We start from the raw sequence: 17,738 nt of genomic DNA, 5'->3' as shown, positions 1-17,738 counted from the left end.
GAAGAACGCGGTTACCGTCCCTGAAGTGTTCAGGACACCCACGTCCCCGGGGTGACGGCGCACCCCGGCGCCCGCACGCACCCCCCACGTCTTCGCACCTGTTCCGTACGGCTCCACCCCGTTCCCGGAGGGACTTCGTGCACAGAACCAGACTCAAAACCACCCGCGTCACACGGCGCCCCAGGCTGCGCACCGGCCTCGCCCTGATCACCGGCCTGCTGCTGGCCGTGGGCACCCCGGCCACCGTCGCCGGCGCCCACCCCGGCCACCCGGAACACGACGAACCGGCCGCGGCCGAGGGGCAGTTCCAGCAGGTGCCGCTCGCCAAGGGCGAGCCGGAGATGGGCGAGCCGATGTCGCTCGCCGTGCTCCCGGACCGCAGCGTCCTGCACACCGCCCGCGACGGCACACTGCGCATCACCGACCAGGGCGGCGTCACCAGGGTCGCCGGCAAGATCCCCGTCTACACCCACGACGAGGAGGGCCTCCAGGGCGTCGGCATCGACCCGGACTTCGAGAACAACCGGGCGATCTACCTCTACTACGCCCCGCCGCTGGACACCCCCGCGGGCGACGCCCCGTCGACCGGCACCGCCGCCGACTTCGCGAAGTTCGACGGCGTCAACCGCCTCTCCCGCTTCGTCCTCAACGCCAACGGCACCCTCGACCTGGCCAGCGAGAAGAAGGTCCTCGACGTCAAGACCTCGCGCGGCATCTGCTGTCACGTCGGCGGCGACATCGCCTTCGACGCCGAGGGCAACCTGTACCTGTCGACCGGCGACGACAGCAACCCCTTCGAGTCCGACGGCTACTCGCCGATGGACGAACGGGCCGACCGCAACCCCGCCTTCGACGCCCGCCGCACCTCCGGCAACACCAACGACCTGCGCGGCAAGATCCTGCGCATCAAGGTCGCCGAGGACGGCTCGTACACCATCCCGGAAGGCAACCTCTTCCCCCCGGGCACCGAGAAGACCCGCCCCGAGATCTACGCGATGGGCTTCCGCAACCCGTTCCGGATCAACATCGACAAGCCGACCGGCACCGTCTACGTGGGTGACTACGGCCCCGACGCCGGCGCCGCCGACCCGAACCGCGGCCCGGCCGGGCAGGTCGAGTTCGCCAAGGTGACCAAGGCCGGCAACTTCGGCTGGCCGTTCTGCACCGGCGACAACGACGCCTACAACGACTACGACTTCGCCACCGGCACCTCCGGGCCGAAGTTCGACTGCGCCGCCCCGAAGAACACCTCGCCGCACAACACCGGCCTCGAGGACCTGCCGCCCGCGCAGGCCGCCTGGATCCCGTACGACGGCGCCTCCGTACCCGAGTTCGGCACCGGCTCCGAGTCCCCGATGGGCGGCCCGGTCTACCGCTACGACCCCGAGCTCGACTCCTCGGTGAAGTTCCCCGAGGCGTACGACGGCGACTTCTTCGCCGGCGAGTTCGGCCGCCGCTGGATCAAGCGGATCGAGCAGAACGAGGACGGCACGGTCGCGAAGATCAACGACTTCCCGTGGACCGGCACCCAGATCATGGACATGGAGTTCGGCCCCGACGGCGCGCTCTACGTCCTCGACTACGGCGTCTCCTGGTTCCAGGGCGACGAGAACTCCGCGCTGTACCGGATCGAGAACGCCGAGGACGGCTTCTCCCCGATCGCCGGGGTCAGCGCGAACCGGACCTCCGGCGCCGCCGGCCTGAAGGTCGAGTTCACCGGCACCGCCAACGACGCCGACTCCCCGGACCTCACCTACAGCTGGGACTTCGGCGACGGCACCAAGGGCGAGGGACTCACCCCCACCCACAAGTACAAGAAGATCGGCACCTACACCGCGACCTTCACCGCGAAGGACCCCGAGGGCAACACCGGCAGCGCCAGCACCCGGATCGTCGTCGGCAACACCGAGCCCACGGTGAAGATCACCCTGCCGGGCAACGGCAGCCTCGCCGCCTTCGGCGAGCCCGTCCCCTTCAAGGTGACCGTCACCGACCCCGAGGAGACGATCGACTGCTCCAAGGTCAAGGTCGCCTACAGCCTCGGCCACGACTCGCACGCCCACGAGCTCACCAGCGAGATGGGCTGTGAGGGCACCCTGAAGCCGCCTGCCGGCGACGGCGGTCACGACCCCAACGCCAACATCTACGGTGTCGTCGGCGCCAGTTACACCGACGGCGGGGCGAACGGCCAGGAGGCGCTGACCGGCACCGCCCGCGCCGTGATCCAGCCGCTGCACCGCCAGGCCGAGCACTTCGGCGCCCAGCAGGGCGTGTCGGTGATCGACAAGACCGGCGCCAACGGCGGCAAGACCGTCGGCGACATCGACGACGGCGACTGGATCTCCTTCAGCCCCTACCTGTTCAAGGGCCAGAAGAAGATGACCGTACGGGCCTCCTCCGGCGGCTCCGGCGGCTTCATCGAGCTGCGCACCGGCTCGCCCACCGGCAAGCTGCACGGCTCGGCGTACATCCCGCCGACCGGCGGCTGGGAGACGTTCCAGGACGTCGACGTGCCGCTGCGGTCCCTGCCGAAGAAGACCACGGAGATCTATCTGGTCTTCCGGGGCGGCGAGGGCGCGCTGTACGACGTGGACGACTTCGAGTTCTCCAAGGAGCCGTTCAAGAAGGGCAAGAAGGTCCTGGTCTTCTCCAAGACCGCGGGCTTCCGCCACGACTCCATCCCCGAGGGCGTCGCCGCCCTCAAGGAGCTCGGCGCCCCGGCCGGCATCTCGGTCACCGCGACCGAGGAGGCCCGGCAGTTCACCACCGCCAACCTCGCCAAGTACGACGCGGTCGCCTTCCTGTCCACCACCGGTGACGTCCTGAACGCCGAGCAGCAGACGGCGTTCGAGAACTACGTCAAGAACGGCGGCGGCTACATGGGCATCCACGCCGCCGCCGACACCGAGTACGACTGGGAGTTCTACGGCGGCCTCGTCGGCGCCTACTTCGACTCGCACCCGGCCATCCAGAAGGCCACCGTGCGCGTCCACGACCACGACCACCCGTCCACCGCGCACCTGGAGGACGCCTGGGAGCGCACCGACGAGTGGTACAACTACCGCACCAACCCGCGTGAGCAGGCCAAGGTCCTCGCCACCCTCGACGAGACCACCTACTCCGGCGGCAGCATGAAGGGCGACCACCCGATCGCCTGGTGCCAGAGCTACGGCGGCGGCCGCTCCTTCTACACCGGCGGCGGCCACACCAAGGAGTCGTACGCCGACGCGGCCTTCCGCACCCACCTGCTCGGCGGCATGCAGTACGCCACCGGCCAGGTGAAGGCGGACTGCAAGCCGGACAAGGGCTACCGCGAGATCTTCAACGGCCAGACCCTGGACGGCTGGAAGCAGGCCGGCCCCGGCAAGTTCAACGTCAAGGACGGCACGCTGGAGACCGAGGGCGGCATGGGCCTGCTCTGGTACCAGGCCAAGGAGCTGAAGTCGTACTCCCTGAAGCTCGACTGGAAGATGCAGGGCGACGACAACTCCGGGATCTTCGTGGGCTTCCCCGCCTCCGATGATCCCTGGTCCGCGGTGGACAAGGGCTACGAGATCCAGATCGACGCCACGGACGCCGTGGACCGCACCACCGGTGCGATCTACTCGTTCAAGTCGGCCGACATCAAGGCCCGTGACCAGGTCCTGCGGCCGCCCGGCCAGTGGAACTCCTACGAGATCAAGGTCCAGGGCGAACGCCTCCAGGTGTTCCTCAACGGAGTCAAGATCAACGACTTCACCAACAAGGACCCCGAGCGGAGCCTGACCGACGGCTACATCGGCCTGCAGAACCACGGCGCCGACGACCAGGTCTCCTTCCGGAACATCCAGCTGAAGGAACTGCCCTCCTAGGGCGCTCCGCCCCTGACGAGGGGGCGACCGGAACGGCGGCGGGCGGAGGACGCCGGCCCCCCCCCCGCCGTCCCGCCGGGCCCGCGCCCGGCACCCCGCACATCCCCCCACCGGCACTCGCACCAGGTTCGCGTACGACAAGGAGGCTGCCCATGTCCGCCGAACCGTCCCTCCCCACCCCCTCCCCGGCCCCCCGCTTCGGCGTCTGGCTGATCGGCGCACGCGGCTCCGTCGCCACGACCGCGATCGCGGGCTGCGCCGCCGTCGCCGCGGGTCTTCACCCGCCGACCGGCATGGTCACCGAGACCGCCCCCTTCACCACCTGCGGTCTGCCCTCGCTGTCGTCCCTCGTCTTCGGCGGTCACGACACCGTCGACTGCCCGCTGCCCAAGCGCGCCGAGCACCTCGCCGACGGCGGTGTCCTGCCGCACGGCCTGCCGTCCGCCGTGCACGCCGAACTCGTCGCCGCCGACCGGGAGATCAAGCCCGGCGGCCCCCCGCCCGGCGACACCGGCCGCACCCAGGACGAGTGGATCGACGTCTTCGCGTCCGACATCCGCGACTTCGTGCGCCGCCAGGACCTCGCGGGCGCCGTCGTCATCAACGTCGCCTCCACCGAACCGGCCCCCACCGACGGCACTCTGCCGCCCAGCTCCCTCTACGCGGCGGCTGCCCTGCGCGCCGGCTGCCCCTACGTCAACTTCACCCCCTCCACGGGACTGCACCACCCGGCGCTCGCCGAACTCGCCGCCTCCTCCGGCCTGCCGTACGCGGGCCGCGACGGCAAGACCGGGCAGACCCTGCTGCGCTCCGTGCTCGGCCCGATGTTCCTCCAGCGCGCCCTCGCCGTGCGCGCCTGGTCCGGCACCAACCTGCTCGGCGGCGGCGACGGCGCCGCCCTCGCCGACCCCGCTGCCGCCGCCGCGAAGAACGCCGGCAAGGAACGCGTCCTCGCCGACACCCTCGGCACCGTCCCCGAGGGCGAGGTCCACATCGACGACGTACCGGCCCTCGGCGACTGGAAGACCGCCTGGGACCACATCGCCTTCGACGGCTTCCTCGGCGCCCGCATGATCCTCCAGACCACCTGGCAGGGCTGCGACTCCTCCCTCGCCGCCCCCCTCGTCCTCGACCTGGCCCGACTGACCGTCCGCGCCCGGCAGAAGGGCCTGACCGGCCCGCTGAGCGAGTTGGGCTTCTACTTCAAGGACCCGGTCGGCGACGGCCCGTCCTCCCTGGCCGAGCAGTACAGGGACCTCGTGCACTTCACCGCCCGCCTGCGCGACACCGCCCCCGCCCCCGAGGCCCACCGATGACCGACACCCACGACGGCCCCGCACGGAGCGAACCTGCGGGAGGCGGCCCGGTGCAGGTCGACTCCCCAGGGGCGCGGGGAACTGCGCGATCAGCCACATCGGACCCGCACGGCACCCCGACGGCCCACGCACGGGGCGGCCGCGCGGCCGCGTGGGCGGAACTGCTGCGCCTGCCCGCGCTGTTCACCGTCCCCGGTGACGCCCTGGCCGGCGCCGCGGCGGCCGGTGTGCGCCCCGGGCCCCGCACCCTGCTCGCCATCGGATCCTCCCTGTGCCTGTACGAGGCCGGCATGGCCCTGAACGACTGGGCGGACCGCGCCGAGGACGCCGTGGAGCGCCCGCACCGCCCCCTGCCGTCCGGCCGCATCCGCCCGGCCGCCGCCCTCACCGCCGCCGGTGCCCTCACCGGCGCCGGACTCGCGCTCGCCACCGGCGCGGGACGCCCCGCCCTCGCGGTGGCCGCGCCCCTGGCGGCGACCGTCTGGGCCTACGACCTCGCCCTGAAGCACACACCCGCGGGCCCCGTGGCCATGGCCGCCGCCCGCGGACTCGACCTGCTCCTGGGCGCCGCGGCCACCGGCGGCGGCACCCGCGCCGCCCTGCCCTCCGCCGCGCTGCTCGGCAGCCACACCCTCGCGGTCACGGCCGTCTCCCGCCGGGAGACCACCGGCGGCTCGGCCCTGGCCCCGCTGGCGGCCCTCGCGACGACGGGGGTACTGACCCGGCTGGTCACCCACCGCCGCACCCGACTCCCGGCAGGCCGGCGGGCAGCAGCCGCCCCCGGCCTGCCGGGCTCCAGCCCCGCCGCGCGCCCGCCCGGGACCGCCGGCGCCCTCGCCACAGCCCTGGGCGCCGCCTACGCCGCCACGGCCGCCCGCCCCTACGTCCACGCCGCGCTCAACCCGTCACCCCCGCTCACCCAACGGGCGGTCGGCGGCGGCATCCGCGCGACCATCCCGCTCCAGGCCGCCCTCGCCGCCCGCTCCGGCGCGACCGCCACCTCCCTCCTGGTCGCGGCCCTGGCCCCGGCCGGCCGGATGTTCGCGAGGAGGGCCGGCATGAGGAAGGTGAGCATCACGTGAGCCCGAACCCGAACCAGGGCGCGCCCCAGGACGCCACCGGGGACCGTCGTGCCCCGGCCCCGGCTCCGCCCCCGGCCTCGGAGGCGAGCCGGGGCGCGGGCGCGGGCCCGGCCCGTGACATGAGCGGGCACGCCCGCACTCCCCTCCGCTTCGGCTACGGCACCAACGGCCTCACCGACCTCCGCCTCGACGACGCCCTCGCCCTCCTCGCCGACCTCGGCTACGACGGCGTGGGCCTGACCCTCGACCACATGCACCTCGATCCGCTCACCCCGGACCTCGCCGCCCGCACCCGTAAGGTCGCGCACCGCCTCGACGCGCTCGGGCTCGGCGTGACCGTGGAGACCGGCGCCCGCTATGTGCTCGACCCCCGCCGCAAACACGGCCCCTCGCTGCTGGACCCCGACCCGGACGACCGCGCCCGCCGCGTCGACCTCCTCCTGCGCGCCGTCCGCGTCGCCGCCGATCTCGGCGCGCACGCCGTGCACTGCTTCAGCGGCATCGTCCCCGACGGCACCGACGAGGACACCGCCTGGAAACGCCTCGCCGAGACCCTCGCCCCCGTCCTGGACGCCGCCGCCGGCGCCGGCGTCCCGCTCGCCGTCGAACCCGAACCCGGCCACCTCCTCGCCACCCTCGCCGACTTCCACCACCTGCGCCGCACGCTCGGCGATCCCGAGCCCCTCGGCCTCACCCTGGACCTCGGCCACTGCCAGTGCCTCGAACCCCTCCCGCCCGCCGACTGCGTCCGCGAGGCCGCCCCCTGGCTGCGCCACGTCCAGATCGAGGACATGCGCCGGGGCGTCCACGAGCACCTCCCCTTCGGTGACGGCGAGATCGACTTCCCGCCCGTCCTCGAGGCCCTCGCCGCCACCGGCTACCAGGGCCTGACGGTCGTCGAACTGCCCCGCCACTCCCACGCCGGCCCGCACTTCGCCGCCCGCTCCCTCCCGTTCCTCCGTCACGCCGCGCCTTCCGTCCCCGTCCCGCCGCACGGCGATCCCTCCGCCACCCCCGAAGGGAGCAGAACCCCATGACCCGCCCCCATGTCACGCCGGCCACCCCGGAGGCAGACACCACCGGCGGACCGGCGACCCCCGGTGACGGCACCACCCCCGCCCTCACCCCGCCCGCCGAACTGCGCCGCCACCTCGCCGGCCGGCTGGGCGGAGCCGCCCGCGCCTGGCTCGACCAGGCCCTGGACGAGGCCGCCGCCCACCCCGGCACCCACGGGCCCATCTCCGTGTGGGAGCTGCGCCTGGCCGAGGCCGGCCGCCGCTGCGGTCCCGCCCACGCCGACGCCGCCCGCGTCCTCATCCTGCACGCGGCCCACGCCGACACCGACGCCCTGACCCGGGTCTACTTCCAGGGCACCGCCGACGAACGCCGCGCCGTCCTGCACGCCCTGCCGCACCTCGTGCCCGACGGCCCCGCCGCCCTCCCGCTCGTCGAGGACGCCCTGCGCACCAACGACACCCGGCTCGTCGCCGCCGCCCTCGGCCCCTACGCCGCCCGGCACCTCGACGCCCACGCCTGGCGGCACGCGGTCCTGAAGTGCCTGTTCACCGGTGTCGGCCTGGACCACGTGGCGGACCTGGACCGGCGCGCCCGGGGCGACGGCGAACTCGCCCGCATGCTCGGCGACTACGCCGCGGAACGCACCGCCGCCGGCCGCACCGTCCCCGAGGACCTGCACCGCGTCCTGGCCCTGACCGAGTCCGCCCCCGCCACCCCGCCGCACGGCACGGACGACCCCCACGGCAAGGAGTCCTGATGCGTATCTTCGACCCCCACATCCACATGACGTCGCGCACCACCGACGACTACGAGGCCATGTACGCCGCGGGCGTCCGCGCCGTCGTCGAGCCCTCCTTCTGGCTCGGCCAGCCCCGCACCTCCCCGGCCTCCTTCCTCGACTACTTCGACGCCCTCCTCGGCTGGGAGCCCTTCCGCGCCGCCCAGTACGGCATCGCCCACCACTGCACGCTCGCCCTCAACCCCAAGGAGGCCAACGACCCGCGCTGCACGCCCGTCCTCGACGCGCTGCCCCGGTATCTCGTCAAGGACAACGTGGTGGCCGTCGGCGAGATCGGCTACGACTCCATGACCCCCGCCGAGGACACCGCCCTCGCCGCCCAGCTCCAGCTCGCCGCCGACCACGGCCTGCCCGCGCTGGTGCACACCCCGCACCGCGACAAGCTCGCCGGGCTGCGCCGCACCCTGGACGTCGTCCGCGAGTCCGCCCTGCCCGTCGACCGCGTCCTGGTCGACCACCTCAACGAGACCACCGTCAAGGAGGCCAAGGACAGCGGCGCCTGGCTCGGCTTCTCCGTCTATCCCGACACCAAGATGGACGAGGAACGAATGGTCGCCATCCTGCGCGCCTACGGCCCCGAGCAGGTCCTGGTGAACTCCGCCGCCGACTGGGGCAGGAGCGACCCTCTCAAGACCCGCAAGGTCGCCGACCTGATGCTCGCCGAGGGTTTCACCGAGGACGACGTCGACCGGGTGCTGTGGCGCAACCCCGTCGCCTTCTACGGCCTCAGCGGCCGCCTGAACCTCGACGTCGACGCCCCCGGCGCCACCCACGAGGGCAACTCCATCCTGCGCGGCGCCCCGAGAGACGAGCCACAGCCGGCCGGCGCCCCCGCCACGGAGGCGTGAGCCATGCGCTTCCGCCACCCCGACGGCTCCACCGTCCACCTCGCCTACTGCACCAACGTGCACCCCGCCGAAACCCTGGACGGAGTCCTCGCCCAGCTCCGCGACCACTGCGAACCCGTCCGCCGCCGCCTCGGCCGGGACAGGCTCGGCATCGGCCTGTGGCTCGCCAGGGACGCCGCCCACGCCCTCGTCACCGACCCCGCCGCCCTGCGCGGACTGCGCTGCGAACTCGACCGGCGCGGCCTGGAGGTCGTCACCCTCAACGGCTTCCCCTACGAGGGCTTCGGCGCCGAGGAGGTCAAGTACCGCGTCTACAAGCCGGACTGGGCCGACCCCGAGCGGCTGGAGCACACCACCTCCCTGGCCCGCGTCCTCGCCGGACTCCTCCCCGACGACGTCACCGACGGCAGCATCTCCACCCTGCCGCTGGCCTGGCGCACCGCCTACGACGAGCAGCGCGCGCAGACGGCCCGCACCGCCCTGCGCACCCTCGCCGAACGCCTCGACGCCCTCCAGGAACTGACCGGACGCTCCATCCGCGTCGCCCTGGAACCGGAACCCGGCTGCGTCGTCGAGACCACTCGGGACGCCATCGCCCCGCTCACCGCGATCGCCCACGACCGCGTCGGCATCTGTGTCGACACCTGTCACCTCGCCACCTCCTTCGAAGACCCGCACACCGCCCTGGACGACCTCACCCGGGCCGGCGTGCCCGTGGTCAAGTCCCAGCTCTCCGCCGCCCTGCACGCCGAACAGCCCCACCTCTCCGAGGTCCGCGAGGCGCTCGCCGCCTTCGCCGAACCCCGCTTCCTGCACCAGACCCGCACCTCCACCCTCGCCGGACTGCGCGGCACCGACGACCTCGACGAGGCCCTGGCCGGCGACGCCCTGCCCGACGCGGCACCCTGGCGCTCCCACTTCCACGTCCCGCTGCACGCGGCCCCCGCCGCGCCCCTCACCTCCACGCTGCCCGTCCTGAAGTCCGTCCTGACCCGGCTCGTCGGCGGCCCGCACCCGCTCACCCGCCACCTGGAGGTCGAGACCTACACCTGGCAGGCCCTCCCGCCCGAGCTGCGCCCCCGCGGCCGAACCCAGCTCGCCGACGGCATCGCCGCCGAACTCACCCTGGCCCGCGACCTCCTGACGGACCTCGGCCTGAAGGAACTCCCATGACCGACCCCACCCCCCTGCTCGTCCTCGACGTCGTGGGCCTCACCCCCCGTCTCCTCGACCACATGCCCCACCTCAAGACGCTCGGCCGGTCCGGCTCCCGCGCCCCGCTCGGCACCGTCCTGCCCGCCGTCACCTGCGCCGCCCAGTCCACCTTCCTCACCGGCACCATGCCCTCCGAGCACGGCATCGTCGGCAACGGCTGGTACTTCCGCGAGCTCGGCGACGTACTGCTGTGGCGGCAGCACAACGGCCTCGTCGCCGGCGACAAGCTCTGGGACGCCGCCCGCCGCGCCCACCCCGGCTACACCGTCGCCAACATCTGCTGGTGGTACGCCATGGGCGCCGACACCGACATCACCGTCACCCCCCGCCCCGTCTACTACGCCGACGGCCGCAAGGAACCCGACTGCTACACCCGGCCGCCCGCCCTGCACGACGAACTCACCGAGAAATTCGGCACCTTCCCCCTCTTCCACTTCTGGGGCCCCGGCGCCGACCTGGTTTCCAGCCAGTGGATCATCGACGCCACCCGCCACATCATGCGCACCCGCCACCCCGACCTGACCCTGTGCTACCTCCCTCACCTCGACTACGACCTGCAGCGCTTCGGCCCCGACGACCCGCGCTCCCTGAAGGCGGCCACCGACCTCGACGCCGCCCTGGCCCCGCTGCTGGACGACGCCCGCGCCGAGGGCCGTACCGTCGTCGCCCTGTCCGAGTACGGCATCACCCGTGTGAACCGGCCCGTGGACATCAACCGCGCCCTGCGCCGCGCGGGCCTGCTCGAGGTGCACACCCAGGACGGCATGGAGTACCTCGACCCGATGGCCTCCCGCGCCTTCGCGGTCGCCGACCACCAGCTCGCCCACGTCTACGTGCGCCGCCCCGAGGACCTCGACGCCACCCACGCGGCCCTGGACGGACTGCCCGGCATCGAGCAGCTCCTCGACGACGAGGGCAAGAAGGCCCACCACCTCGACCACCCGCGCGCCGGCGAACTCGTCGCCGTCGCCGAACCCGACGCCTGGTTCACGTACTACTACTGGCTCGACGACGACCGCGCGCCCGACTTCGCGCAGCTCGTCGAGATCCACCGCAAACCCGGCTACGACCCGGTCGAGCTCTTCATGGATCCCCTCGACCCCTACGCCAAGGTCAAGGCGGCCGGCGCACTGGCGCGCAAGAAACTCGGCATGCGCTACCGCATGGCGGTCGTGCCCCTGGACCCCTCACCTATTCGCGGCAGCCACGGCCGCCTCCCCGCGAGCGACGACGACGGTCCGCTCCTCATCTGCTCCACCCCCCGCGCTGTCGGAGACCGCGTCGCGGCCACCGATGTGAAACAACTCCTGCTCGAACTGGCCGGACTCGGCTGACGCACCACCCGGCACGGCCCCCGAGATCCGACTACGGAGAGTGAAACACACGGCACTGACAACGGCCGGTCCCGGCGGGACCGGAACCGGCCACGACCGAGAAGGCAGGCCACTCGTGACCCTGTATTCCGACCCCTCCCGCACCGAAGCCGACGCCCCCGACGAGGGACTGCGCCGCACCCTCGGTGTGGACCGGCGCCGTTTCCTCAGCACCTGCACCGCCGTGGCGGCCGGAGCCGTCGCCGCGCCCGTCTTCGGCGCCGCCCCCGCCCTGGCCCACGGCCGGGACAGAGACCACGACCACGACCACGGACACGGGCGCGGACAGGTGCTCGTCCCGCCGCACAAGCGCGGCATCATCCTCTACACCGTCCGTGACGCCACCGCCCGCGACCCGCTCGCGAGCGATCTGCCCTCCGGCTTCCGCGAGGTGTTCAAGCAGCTCTCCCGCCACGGCTACCGCCAGGTGGAGTTCGCCGGCTACAACCAGCACGCGAACGCCCCGGGCGGCGCGAGCCTGGAGTCGGTCCAGGGCGCCAGGCTGCTGCGCTCCTGGCTCGACGACTACGGTCTGCGCGCCCAGGGCAACCACGGCTTCATCCCGGGTTCCTGGCCGCTCACCGCGGCGGACAAGGACACCTTCAAGAAGCACCTGGAGATCGCCAACATCCTCGGCATGGACCACATGGGCACCGGCGGCGACCCCACCGGCAGCTCCTACCGCGCCGACTGGGACGTGGCCGCCGACAAGTGGAACGCCCTCGGGGAGATCGCCCGCCGTGAGGGCATCAAGCTCTACACCCACAACCACGACAGCGCCTACGGCTTCCTGCTCGACGGCGGCCCGCTGGACGACCAGGGCCGGCCGACCCGCAGCTCCGGCATCCGGAAGCTGGAGTACTTCCTGAAGATCACCGACCCCCGGCTCGTCTGGCTGGAGATGGACATCTTCTGGGCGCACGTCGCCCAGTACAAGTTCCACACGTACACCGCCCACGACGGCTCGACCAGGAAGAACGTCTTCGACCCGGCCGGCCTGGTCGTCCGCCACAACAAGCGCTACCCGCTGTTCCACGCCAAGGACGGCGTCGTCAGCACCACCAACGGCATGGGCTACGACATGGTGCCCTTCGGGACCGGCGTCATCGACTACACGACGTTCTTCTCACGGGTCGGTGAGCGGAACTACCACAACCCGATGGTCGAGGACGACAACTCCCCGAGCGCCACCGACCCCGCGCAGTCGCTGCGCGAGGCCAAGATCAGCTACGACAACATGGCGGCCCTGCGCAAGCGCCGCCACTGAGCCGGACACAGGCCGGGCGGCCCTTCCCGCGCGCTGCGGGAGGGGCCGCCCGGTCCGTGTGGGGGGAGGCTCCGTCGGGTCAGCCCTCGCCGAGCGGCCGCGGGTTGGGCGTGACGTGCTTGCCCTTGGTGCGTCCCGGCGGATGCAGGAACAGCGCCACGATCCCGGCGAAGAGCGAGATGCTGCCCGCCAGACCGAAGGCGCCGTTGTAGCCCCAGGCGCCGACGACCACGGAACCCATGCCCGCGCCCAGACCGGAGACGAGCTTGGAGCTGTAGACCATCCCGTAGTTGGTGGCGTTGTTGTTCTCACCGAAGTAGTCCGCCGTCAGCGCCGCGAACATCGGGAAGATGGCGCCGCCGCCGAAGCCGGAGACGGCCGAGAAGACCAGGAACAGCGGCAGGTTCTTGAGCTCGGCCGACCAGATGATGCCGAACTGGGCGAGGCCCAGGATGACGCACACGTAGAGCAGGCACTTCTTGCGGCCGTACAGGTCGGAGAGCCAGCCGATGACACCGCGCCCGGTGCCGTTGACGATCGCCTTCAGCGACATCGCGGTGGCCACGATGCCGGCCGCGAAGCCCGCCTCCTCACCGATGTCGACCTGGAAGGCGATGCCGAAGATGTTCACGCCGGAGGTGCAGGCGAGACAGAACCACATCAGCGCCACCCGTCCGGTCCTCCACGCCTCCATCGGGGAGTACTGCTTGACGGCCGGCGGGTTCTTCTCCAGCGAACGCCGGGCCCGCGGGTCGTCCGGCGGGTTCAGCGGGTCGACGGCGGCCGGCCACCAGTTCTTCGGCGGGTCCCGGAAGTAGAAGCCGGCGACCGCCACGATCCCGGCGAGGAAGACACCCGCCGCGACCAGCACCCAGCGGAAGTTGGAGGTGTCCATGTAGCCGTGGAAGATGAAGACGAACGGCACCGAGCCGTAGGCGAAGCCGCCGTTGACGAAGCCGGTCTTGCCGCCCCGGCGCTCCGGATACCACTTGCCGACCATGTTGACGCAGGTCGCGTACACCATGCCGGCGCCCATACCGCTGAACACGCCGAACCCGATGAAGGCGAGCGCGACGTGCGGCGCGTACGCCAGCGACAGATAGCCCAGCAGCGTGCCGACCGAACCCAGCATCATCGCCCACCGCGCGGGCAGCCGGCCGCTCTCCCGCAGCCGCCCCGCCGGGAAGGCGACCGCCGCCTGGCAGAACACCCAGGCCGTCATCATCCAGTAGACGCTGCCGCTGGACCAGTGGTGGGCCTCGTGGAGCGTGTCCTCGGCGGATGCGAACGCGTACTCGGCGGAGGAGATGCCCATCATGCCGATCCAGGGCAGGATCACCATCCACTTGCGTTTGCGCCCCATGATGTCGATGTCGGACTCGCCCACGCGGTAGACGCGTCCGTTCCTGTCGGTCACCTCCCGGTAGGCGGCGACCCTTGAGACATCGGTGGTTGTCATGTCGATTGCACCCCTAGCGTCGAAAGTTCTGGCCAGCGCCCCCTGTCCCATGCCTTTCGTGCGCGCGTGGGTCCCCGGGGCCGGCCGACGCGCACCCGCCGGCCGGCCCCTCGCCGTCTCACGTCATGAACCGCCCCCCAACAGGCCCGCGGCCCGCGCCCACCGGTACTTGGCGCCCAGCACGGCCACCGGCTTCTCGGTGGTGTACGGGTACGCCACGACCCCGTGCTCGAAGAGGTACTGGCAGGCCTCCTCCACCTCCACGTCGCCCGCGAGGGACGCCACCACCGGCTTGGAGATCCCGCGCTCCCGGAACTCCGCCACCACCCGCGCGGTGAGTTCGGCGAACACCAGGGGAGGAGTGACGATCGTGTGCCAGTAGCCGAGCACCAGCGCGTGGATGCGCGGGTCCTCCAGCCCCAGCCGGATCGTCGCCTCGTACGTCGACGGCGGCTCCCCGCCGGTGATGTCCACGGGGTTGCCCGCGGCGCCGAACGGCGGGATGAACTCCCGGAACGCCGCGTCCAGGTCGGCCGGGATCTCCATCAGCGACAGCCCGTTGTCCGTCACCGCGTCCGACAGCAGCACCCCGCTGCCGCCGGCCCCGGTGATGATCACCACGTTGTCGCCCTTCGGGGCGGGCAGCACCGGCAACGCGCGCGCGTACTCCAGCATGTCGTTCAGCCCCGGCGCGCGGATGACGCCGGCCTGCCGCAGGATGTCGTCGTACACCGCGTCGTCGCCCGCCAGCGCGCCGGTGTGCGAGCCCGCGGCCTTCGCGCCCGCCGCCGTGCGCCCCGCCTTCAGCACCACGACCGGTTTCCTCGGCACGGTCGCCCGCGCGGCCTCGACGAACGCGCGCCCGTCCTTGAGGTCCTCCAGGTGCATCGCGATGCACTCGGTGTGCGGGTCCTCCCCGAACCAGGTCAGCAGGTCGTCCTCGTCCAGGTCCGACTTGTTGCCCAGCCCGACGATCGCCGACACGCCGGTCTTCGTCGTCCGTGCGAATCCCAGGATGGCCATGCCGATGCCGCCCGACTGGCTGGTCAGCGCCACGCCGCCCTTGACGTCGTAGGGCGTGCAGAACGTGGCGCACAGGTCCTGCCAGGTCGAGTAGTAGCCGTAGATGTTGGGCCCGAGCAGCCGGACGCCGTGCCGCTCGGCGATCGCCACGATCTCCTCCTGGAGCCCGTGCTCACCGGTCTCCGCGAACCCGGAGGGGATCAGTACGGCGTTCGGGATCCGCTTGCGTCCCACCTCCTCCAGCGCCGAGGCCACGAACCGGGCGGGGATCGCGAAGACCGCCACATCCACCTCACCGGGAACGTCGGTGACACTCTTGTACGCCTTGCGGCCGAGAATGTCATCGGCCCTGGGGTTCACCGGATGGATCTCCCCGGCGAAGCCGCCGTCGACGAGGTTGCGCATCACCGAGTTGCCGATCTTGCCGGCCTCGTTGGAGGCCCCGATCACCGCGACCGAACGCGGCCGCATCAGCCGCCGCATGGAGGCGAGGATCTCCTCGCGCGAGTAGCGCCGCCGCTCCTTCGGCGTCCCGGTGGAGAGGATCACGCGGATGTCGGCGGCGACCGCGCCGTCCGCCGTCGCGATCACCGGGTTGAGGTCGACCTCGGCGATCTCCGGGAAGTCCGCCACCAGGTGCGACACCCGCCGGATCTGCTCGGCGAGGGCCCACCGGTCCACGCCCGCCCGGCCGCGCACCCCGCGCAGGATCTCCGCCGACCGGATCGAGTCCAGCATCGACAGCGCCTCGTCGGCGTCCACCGGCGCCAGCCGGAACGTGACGTCCTTGAGCACCTCGACGAGCACCCCGCCGAGCCCGAACGCCACCACCTTCCCGAACGTCGGATCGGTGACCGCGCCGACGATGACCTCCTGCCCCTTCGGCAGCAGCTCCTGCACCTGCACGCCCTCGATCCGGGCGCCGGGAGCGTACGCGCGGGCGTTCTCGACGATCCGGCAGAACGCCGCCCGTACGTCCGCGGCGCCCTCCACACCGACGATCACACCGCCGGCGTCGGTCTTGTGCAGGATGTCCGGCGACACGATCTTCATCACCACGGGCCCGCCGAACCGCGCCGCGCACGCCACGGCCTCGTCGACGTCCGTCGCCAGCTCCTCACCGGGTACGGCGATCCCGTACGCGTCGGCGATCACCTTGCCCTCGGGCGCGGTGAGCGCGCTGCGCCCCTCGGCACGCACCGAGTCCAGCAGCGCCCGCACCTTCGCCGTCCGGTCCTCCGCCATCACGTCAGATCACCCCGTTCGACTTGAGCAGGCGCAACTCCTCGTCAACGAGCCCGAGTTCGCCGACGTACACCTCTTCGTTGTGCTCGCCGAGCAGCGGGGAGGCGACCACCTCGACGGGGGAGTCGGACAGCTTCAGCGGGCTGCCCACGGTGACGAACTCGCCGCGCTCCGGGTGCGGGACGGTCACCACCATCTCGTTGGCGACCAGCGAGTCGTCCTCGATGATCTCCCTGGTGGACAGGATCGGCCCGCACGGGATGTTGTGCGCGTTCAGCCGCTCCAGCACCTCCCACTTGGGCAGCGTCGAGGACCACTCCTCGATGAGCTGGAACATCTTGTTCAGCTTCGGCAGCCGGGCCTCCGGCGTCGCCCACTCGGGGTCGTCGGCCAGCTCCGGCCGGCCGATGAGCTCGCTCAGCGGCTTCCAGCCGACGGGCTGCACGATGACGTACACGTAGTCGTTCGGGCCGCCCGGCGCGCACTTCACCGCCCACCCCGGCTGGCCGCCGCCGGACGCGTTCCCGGACCGGGGAACCTCGTCGCCGAAGTCGTCGTTGGGATATTCGGCGAGTGGACCATGGCTCAGGCGCTGCTGGTCGCGCAGCTTCACCCGGCAGAGGTTGAGCACCGCGTGCTGCATGGCCACGTTCACCCGCTGCCCGCGCCCGGTGCGCTCCCGCTGGAACAGGGCGGCGAGAATGCCGGCCACCGCGTGCACACCCGTGCCCGAGTCCCCGATCTGGGCCCCCGTCGCCAGCGGCGGCCCGTCCTCGAAACCGGTGGTCGACATCGACCCGCCCATGGCCTGAGCGACGACCTCGTACGCCTTGAAGTTGGTGTACGGGCCGTCCCCGAACCCCTTGATGGAGGCGTAGACGATCCGTGGATTGATCTCCTTGATGCGGTCCCAGGTGAACCCCATCCGGTCGATCGCGCCCGGCCCGAAGTTCTCGACCATGACGTCCGAGCGCCGGATCAGTTCGGTGAGGATCTCCTTGCCGCGCTCGGTCTTGGTGTTGAGGGTGATGCTGCGTTTGTTGCAGTTGAGCATCGTGAAGTAGAGGGAGTCGACGTCCGGCAGATCGCGCAGCTGCCTGCGCGTGATGTCGCCGGTCGGCGCCTCCAGCTTGACGACGTCCGCGCCGAGCCAGGCCAGCAGCTGGGTCGCGGAGGGGCCGGACTGGACATGCGTCATGTCCAGGACGCGGATGCCCTCAAGTGCCTTGGGGGTCATGGGCGT

Annotated in this window: 12 protein-coding genes; 9 read left to right on the top strand and 3 right to left on the bottom strand. The window is 72.0% G+C overall.

Going from position 1 to position 17,738, the window contains the following annotated elements:
- Positions 1-137: 137 nt before the first annotated feature.
- The 9 genes from IH50_RS0101275 (at position 138) to IH50_RS0101235 (ending at position 12,768) form a co-directional block, all read left to right on the top strand.
- Positions 138-3,851, top strand: coding sequence for a ThuA domain-containing protein (locus IH50_RS0101275; protein WP_030856288.1), 3,714 nt, complete (start codon positions 138-140; stop codon positions 3,849-3,851).
- A 152-nt stretch (positions 3,852-4,003) separates the two neighbouring features.
- Positions 4,004-5,167 carry an inositol-3-phosphate synthase gene (locus IH50_RS0101270; protein WP_030856286.1) on the top strand — a complete coding sequence of 388 codons (1,164 nt, stop codon included), beginning with the start codon at positions 4,004-4,006 and terminating at the stop codon, positions 5,165-5,167.
- Between the two features lie 50 nt (positions 5,168-5,217).
- Entirely contained in the window at positions 5,218-6,249 is a 1,032-nt protein-coding gene (locus tag IH50_RS0101265; protein ID WP_030856284.1) for an SCO3242 family prenyltransferase, read from the top strand.
- 119 nt (positions 6,250-6,368) lie between these two features.
- Positions 6,369-7,286, top strand: a complete 918-nt coding sequence (locus IH50_RS0101260; RefSeq protein ID WP_030856282.1) for a sugar phosphate isomerase/epimerase family protein — start codon at positions 6,369-6,371, stop codon at positions 7,284-7,286.
- Positions 7,283-8,023 (top strand): EboA domain-containing protein, encoded by a 741-nt coding sequence (locus tag IH50_RS0101255; protein ID WP_030856280.1) that lies wholly within the window; start codon positions 7,283-7,285, stop codon positions 8,021-8,023. Before IH50_RS0101260 ends, IH50_RS0101255 begins: the two co-directional genes overlap by 4 nt.
- On the top strand, positions 8,023-8,913 hold the full coding sequence (locus IH50_RS0101250; protein ID WP_030856277.1) for a TatD family hydrolase: 891 nt from the start codon (positions 8,023-8,025) through the stop codon (positions 8,911-8,913). The genes IH50_RS0101255 and IH50_RS0101250 overlap by 1 nt, the downstream gene beginning before the upstream one ends.
- Positions 8,914-8,916: 3 nt before the next feature.
- Complete coding sequence (gene eboE / locus IH50_RS0101245) at positions 8,917-10,086, top strand: metabolite traffic protein EboE (RefSeq protein ID WP_030856275.1); 1,170 nt, start codon at positions 8,917-8,919, stop codon at positions 10,084-10,086.
- On the top strand, positions 10,083-11,462 hold the full coding sequence (locus IH50_RS0101240) for a nucleotide pyrophosphatase/phosphodiesterase family protein (RefSeq protein ID WP_030856273.1): 1,380 nt from the start codon (positions 10,083-10,085) through the stop codon (positions 11,460-11,462). The genes eboE and IH50_RS0101240 overlap by 4 nt, the downstream gene beginning before the upstream one ends.
- A gap of 115 nt (positions 11,463-11,577) precedes the next feature.
- On the top strand, positions 11,578-12,768 hold the full coding sequence (locus IH50_RS0101235) for a sugar phosphate isomerase/epimerase family protein (RefSeq protein WP_030856272.1): 1,191 nt from the start codon (positions 11,578-11,580) through the stop codon (positions 12,766-12,768).
- Between the two features lie 79 nt (positions 12,769-12,847).
- Here IH50_RS0101235 and IH50_RS0101230 read toward each other — a convergent pair whose 3' ends face one another.
- From IH50_RS0101230 to frc, 3 genes are all read right to left on the bottom strand, one after another.
- Positions 12,848-14,227 carry an OFA family MFS transporter gene (locus IH50_RS0101230; RefSeq protein ID WP_030856270.1) on the bottom strand — a complete coding sequence of 460 codons (1,380 nt, stop codon included), beginning with the start codon at positions 14,225-14,227 and terminating at the stop codon, positions 12,848-12,850.
- A 123-nt stretch (positions 14,228-14,350) separates the two neighbouring features.
- Positions 14,351-16,495: an acetate--CoA ligase family protein gene (locus IH50_RS0101225; RefSeq protein ID WP_030856269.1), complete on the bottom strand. Its 2,145-nt coding sequence runs from the start codon at positions 16,493-16,495 to the stop codon at positions 14,351-14,353.
- 4 nt (positions 16,496-16,499) lie between these two features.
- Positions 16,500-17,732 carry a formyl-CoA transferase gene (gene frc / locus IH50_RS0101220; protein WP_030856268.1) on the bottom strand — a complete coding sequence of 411 codons (1,233 nt, stop codon included), beginning with the start codon at positions 17,730-17,732 and terminating at the stop codon, positions 16,500-16,502.
- Between the last annotated feature and the right edge of the window lie 6 nt (positions 17,733-17,738).

This window comes from Streptomyces sp. NRRL S-37 (genome assembly GCF_000721605.1).
Classification (GTDB): Bacteria; Actinomycetota; Actinomycetes; order Streptomycetales; family Streptomycetaceae; genus Streptomyces.
This window is presented reverse-complemented; position numbering and strand designations above follow the sequence as displayed.